The sequence below is a fragment of the Escherichia sp. WS568 genome, from assembly GCF_046486085.1.
Classification (GTDB): Bacteria; Pseudomonadota; Gammaproteobacteria; order Enterobacterales; family Enterobacteriaceae; genus Escherichia; species Escherichia coli.
In genome coordinates, this window is record NZ_JBJQMC010000048.1 from 1 (window position 1) to 4902 (window position 4902).

The following is a 4902-nucleotide window of genomic DNA, read 5'->3' on the forward strand; positions in this document are numbered from 1 at the left end:
TATTATGGTGATCCCCTGGGCGAAATGCGCCTGGTAAGCAGAGTTTTTGAAATGTAAGGCCTTTGAATAAGACAAAAGGCTGCCTCATCGCTAACTTTGCAACAGTGCCCGCCGATGCGCTCAAGCCGTGGATTGCGCGGCGTGAACGCTGGCCGTCCTTTCTGATCCGGCGCGATCCGCGCGACATCAGCCGTATCTGGGTCCTGGAACCGGAGGGACAGCATTACCTGGAAATTCCCTACCGTACCTTGTCGCATCCGGCTGTCACCCTCTGGGAACAACGGCAGGCGCTGGCGAAACTGCGGCAGCAAGGGCGCGAACAGGTGGATGAGTCGGCGCTGTTCCGCATGATCGGCCAGATGCGTGAGATTGTGACCAGCGCGCAGAAGGCCACACGCAAGGCGCGGCGTGACGCGGATCGCCGCCAGCACCTCAAGACATCAGCTCGGCCGGACAAGCCCGTTCCGCCGGATACGGATATTGCCGACCCGCAGGCAGACAACTTGCCACCCGCCAAACCGTTCGACCAGATTGAGGAGTGGTAGCCGTGGACGAATATCCCATCATCGACCTGTCCCACCTGCTGCCGGCGGCCCAGGGCTTGGCCCGTCTTCCGGCGGACGAGCGCATCCAGCGCCTTCGCGCCGACCGCTGGATCGGCTATCCGCGCGCAGTCGAGGCGCTGAACCGGCTGGAAGCCCTTTATGCGTGGCCAAACAAGCAACGCATGCCCAACCTGCTGCTGGTTGGCCCGACCAACAATGGCAAGTCGATGATCGTCGAGAAGTTCCGCCGCACCCACCCGGCCAGCTCCGACGCCGACCAGGAGCACATCCCGGTGTTGGTCGTGCAGATGCCGTCCGAGCCGTCCGTGATCCGCTTCTACGTCGCGCTGCTCGCCGCGATGGGCGCGCCGCTGCGCCCACGCCCACGGTTGCCGGAAATGGAGCAACTGGCTCTGGCACTGCTGCGCAAGGTCGGCGTGCGCATGCTGGTGATCGACGAGCTGCACAACGTGCTGGCCGGCAACAGCGTCAACCGCCGGGAATTCCTCAACCTGCTGCGCTTCCTCGGCAACGAACTGCGCATCCCGTTGGTTGGGGTAGGCACGCGCGACGCCTACCTAGCCATCCGCTCCGATGACCAGTTGGAAAATCGCTTCGAGCCGATGATGCTGCCGGTATGGGAGGCCAACGACGATTGCTGCTCACTGCTGGCCAGCTTCGCCGCTTCGCTCCCGCTGCGCCGGCCTTCCCCAATTGCCACGCTGGACATGGCTCGCTACCTGCTCACACGCAGCGAGGGCACCATAGGGGAACTGGCGCACTTGCTGATGGCGGCGGCCATCGTCGCCGTGGAGAGCGGCGAGGAAGCGATCAACCATCGCACACTCAGCATGGCCTGTCGACAACCTCTCGCGCAACCAAGACATCGCGGTCGGACTGCAAGTGATCTTGAAGCCACGGGCCCGTCCCACCCCGACATGGACCTCGATGCCCGAACGGACGTTAGATTTCGAGTTCTAGGCGTTCTGCGATGAAGGTTGGATCCCAGCCGGGATTGAAAGTGTCGACGTGGGTGAATCCGAGCCGCTCGTATAGGCCACGCAGGTTCGGGTGGCAGTCGAGCCGCAGCTTGGCGCACCCCTGCGTTCGCGCGGCATGGCGGCAAGCCTCGATCAGCGCGGAGCTGACACCCCGGCCCGCATGTGTCCGTCGCACCGCGAGCTTGTGCAGATATGCGGCCTCCCCCTTGAGGGCGTCGGGCCAGAACTCGGGATCCTCGGCCGACAAGGTGCAACAGCCGACGATGCCGTCGCTGCAACTCGCGACTAGGAGCTCGGATCTCAGGACGAAGGTCTCCGCGAATGTCCGGTCGATCCGCGCGACGTCCCAGGCGGGCGTTCCCTTGGCGGACATCCACGCCGCAGCGTCGTGCATCAGCCGCACAACCTCGTCGATATCACCCGAGCAGGCGACCCGAACGTTCGGAGGCTCCTCGCTGTCCATTCGCTCCCCTGGCGCGGTATGAACCGCCGCCTCATAGTGCAGTTTGATCCTGACGAGCCCAGCATGTCTGCGCCCACCTTCGCGGAACCTGACCAGGGTCCGCTAGCGGGCGGCCGGAAGGTGAATGCTAGGCATGATCTAACCCTCGGTCTCTGGCGTCGCGACTGCGAAATTTCGCGAGGGTTTCCGAGAAGGTGATTGCGCTTCGCAGATCTCCAGGCGCGTGGGTGCGGACGTAGTCAGCGCCATTGCCGATCGCGTGAAGTTCCGCCGCAAGGCTCGCTGGACCCAGATCCTTTACAGGAAGGCCAACGGTGGCGCCCAAGAAGGATTTCCGCGACACCGAGACCAATAGCGGAAGCCCCAACGCCGACTTCAGCTTTTGAAGGTTCGACAGCACGTGCAGCGATGTTTCCGGTGCGGGGCTCAAGAAAAATCCCATCCCCGGATCGAGGATGAGCCGGTCGGCAGCGACCCCGCTCCGTCGCAAGGCGGAAACCCGCGCCTCGAAGAACCGCACAATCTCGTCGAGCGCGTCTTCGGGTCGAAGGTGACCGGTGCGGGTGGCGATGCCATCCCGCTGCGCTGAGTGCATAACCACCAGCCTGCAGTCCGCCTCAGCAATATCGGGATAGAGCGCAGGGTCAGGAAATCCTTGGATATCGTTCAGGTAGCCCACGCCGCGCTTGAGCGCATAGCGCTGGGTTTCCGGTTGGAAGCTGTCGATTGAAACACGGTGCATCTGATCGGACAGGGCGTCTAAGAGCGGCGCAATACGTCTGATCTCATCGGCCGGCGATACAGGCCTCGCGTCCGGATGGCTGGCGGCCGGTCCGACATCCACGACGTCTGATCCGACTCGCAGCATTTCGATCGCCGCGGTGACAGCGCCGGCGGGGTCTAGCCGCCGGCTCTCATCGAAGAAGGAGTCCTCGGTGAGATTCAGAATGCCGAACACCGTCACCATGGCGTCGGCCTCCGCAGCGACTTCCACGATGGGGATCGGGCGAGCAAAAAGGCAGCAATTATGAGCCCCATACCTACAAAGCCCCACGCATCAAGCTTTTGCCCATGAAGCAACCAGGCAATGGCTGTAATTATGACGACGCCGAGTCCCGACCAGACTGCATAAGCAACACCGACAGGGATGGATTTCAGAACCAGAGAAAGAAAATAAAATGCGATGCCATAACCGATTATGACAACGGCGGAAGGGGCAAGCTTAGTAAAGCCCTCGCTAGATTTTAATGCGGATGTTGCGATTACTTCGCCAACTATTGCGATAACAAGAAAAAGCCAGCCTTTCATGATATATCTCCCAATTTGTGGGTAGTGACTCCAACTTATTGATAGTGTTTTATGTTCAGATAATGCCCGATGACTTTGTCATGCAGCTCCACCGATTTTGAGAACGACAGTGACTTCCGTCCCAGCCTTGCCAGATGTTGTCTCAGATTCAGATTATGTCGCTCAATGCGCTGAGTGTAACGCTTGCTGATAACGTGCAGCTTTCCCTTCAGGCGTGATTCATACAGCGGCCAGCCATCCGTCATCCATACCACGACCTCAAAGGCCGACAGCAGGCTCAGAAGACGCTCCAGTGTGGCCAGAGTGCGTTCACCGAAGACGTGCGCCACAACTGTCCTCCGTATCCTGTCATACGCGTAAAACAGCCAGCGCTGACGTGATTTAGCACCGACGTAGCCCCACTGTTCGTCCATTTCAGCGCAGACAATCACATCACTGCCCGGTTGTATGCGCGAGGTTACCGACTGCGGCCTGAGTTTTTTAAGTGACGTAAAACCGTGTTGAGGCCAACGCCCATAATGCGGGCAGTTGCCCGGCATCCAACGCCATTCATGGCCATATCAATGATTTTCTGGTGCGTACCGGGTTGAGAAGCGGTGTAAGTGAACTGCAGTTGCCATGTTTTACGGCAGTGAGAGCAGAGATAGCGCTGATGTCCGGCGGTGCTTTTGCCGTTACGCACCACCCCGTCAGTAGCTGAACAGGAGGGACAGCTGATAGAAACAGAAGCCACTGGAGCACCTCAAAAACACCATCATACACTAAATCAGTAAGTTGGCAGCATCACCAGCCAGTTATTGCTGAAATTACAACAGCATTATCACTATCTTGTTGAGCAGATTAAAGATTTGGAATCCCAGTTGAAACGAAAGTTGGACGAAGATGAGGTTGGACAGCGCTTGCTGAGCATTCCCTGCGTCGGAACACTGACAGCGAGTACTATTTCAACTGAGATTGGCGACGGGAAGCAGTACGCCAGCAGCCGTGACTTTGCGGCGGCAACAGGGCTTGTACCTCGGCAGTACAGCACGGGAGGTAGGACGACATTGCTGGGAATTAGTAAGCGAGGTAATAAAAAGATCCGAACTTTGTTGGTTCAATGTGCCAGGGTATTCATACAAAAACTGGAACACCAGTCTGGCAAATTGGCCGATTGGGTCAGGGATTTACTGTGCCGGAAAAGCAACTTTGTCGTCACTTGTGCTCTGGCAAACAAGCTGGCCAGAATAGCCTGGGCCCTAACGGCACGACAGCAAACTTATGTAGCATAACGGCAGAAATACACCGGTTTAAAGAATTACTGATCTGGTTTTGCGAATACTGATATTGATGATACTAACGGCCCACCGGCCTGTTGAGGAACCTGTAAAACGGAAAGGCTCATTGAAGCCGTATATTTTCTGGAGGTTCATCAGGCGCGGAACTCATCAAGGCGCGGGAATAAAATCCCATTCAGACGCCGGATAGATTCAAGGGCACTGTTGCAAATAGTCGGTGGTGATAAACTTATCATCCCCTTTTGCTGATGGAGCTGCACATGAACCCATTCAAAGGCCGGCATTTTCAGCGTGACATCATTCTGTGG

General features: G+C 58.1%; 5 protein-coding genes and 2 pseudogenes. 3 read left to right on the plus strand and 4 right to left on the minus strand.

Annotation, left to right across the window (positions count from 1 at the left end):
* Nucleotides 1–110: 110 nt before the first annotated feature.
* Together ACJHWR_RS24855 and ACJHWR_RS24860 are read left to right on the plus strand one after the other, a co-directional pair.
* Nucleotides 111–545 (plus strand): annotated as a pseudogene (locus tag ACJHWR_RS24855) (Mu transposase C-terminal domain-containing protein); the annotation flags it as partial.
* Nucleotides 546–547: 2 nt separating this feature from the next.
* On the plus strand, nt 548–1540 hold the full coding sequence (locus ACJHWR_RS24860; RefSeq protein ID WP_001381192.1) for a TniB family NTP-binding protein: 993 nt from the start codon (nt 548–550) through the stop codon (nt 1538–1540).
* Here ACJHWR_RS24860 and ACJHWR_RS24865 read toward each other — a convergent pair.
* The 4 genes from ACJHWR_RS24865 to ACJHWR_RS24880 form a co-directional block, all read right to left on the minus strand.
* Nucleotides 1509–2009: a GNAT family N-acetyltransferase gene (locus ACJHWR_RS24865; RefSeq protein WP_000376623.1), complete on the minus strand. Its 501-nt coding sequence runs from the start codon at nt 2007–2009 to the stop codon at nt 1509–1511. The two genes, ACJHWR_RS24860 and ACJHWR_RS24865, sit on opposite strands and share 32 nt — an antisense overlap.
* A 127-nt stretch (nt 2010–2136) precedes the next feature.
* On the minus strand, nt 2137–2976 hold the full coding sequence (sul1, locus tag ACJHWR_RS24870; RefSeq protein WP_000259031.1) for a sulfonamide-resistant dihydropteroate synthase Sul1: 840 nt from the start codon (nt 2974–2976) through the stop codon (nt 2137–2139).
* Complete coding sequence (locus ACJHWR_RS24875) at nt 2970–3317, minus strand: quaternary ammonium compound efflux SMR transporter QacE delta 1 (protein WP_000679427.1); 348 nt, start codon at nt 3315–3317, stop codon at nt 2970–2972. The genes sul1 and ACJHWR_RS24875 overlap by 7 nt, the downstream gene beginning before the upstream one ends.
* A gap of 35 nt (nt 3318–3352) precedes the next feature.
* Nucleotides 3353–4050, minus strand: a protein-coding gene (locus ACJHWR_RS24880) for an IS1-like element IS1X2 family transposase (protein WP_223400810.1) whose coding sequence is annotated in 2 segments (ribosomal slippage) — nt 3353–3801 and nt 3801–4050 — 699 coding nt in all. Because the reading frame shifts where the segments join, the coding sequence is not laid out codon by codon here.
* A gap of 55 nt (nt 4051–4105) precedes the next feature.
* On the opposite strand from ACJHWR_RS24880, the pseudogene ACJHWR_RS24885 reads away from it, so the two are divergent.
* Nucleotides 4106–4588, plus strand: a pseudogene (locus ACJHWR_RS24885) (IS110-like element IS4321 family transposase); the annotation flags it as partial.
* Between the last annotated feature and the right edge of the window lie 314 nt (nt 4589–4902).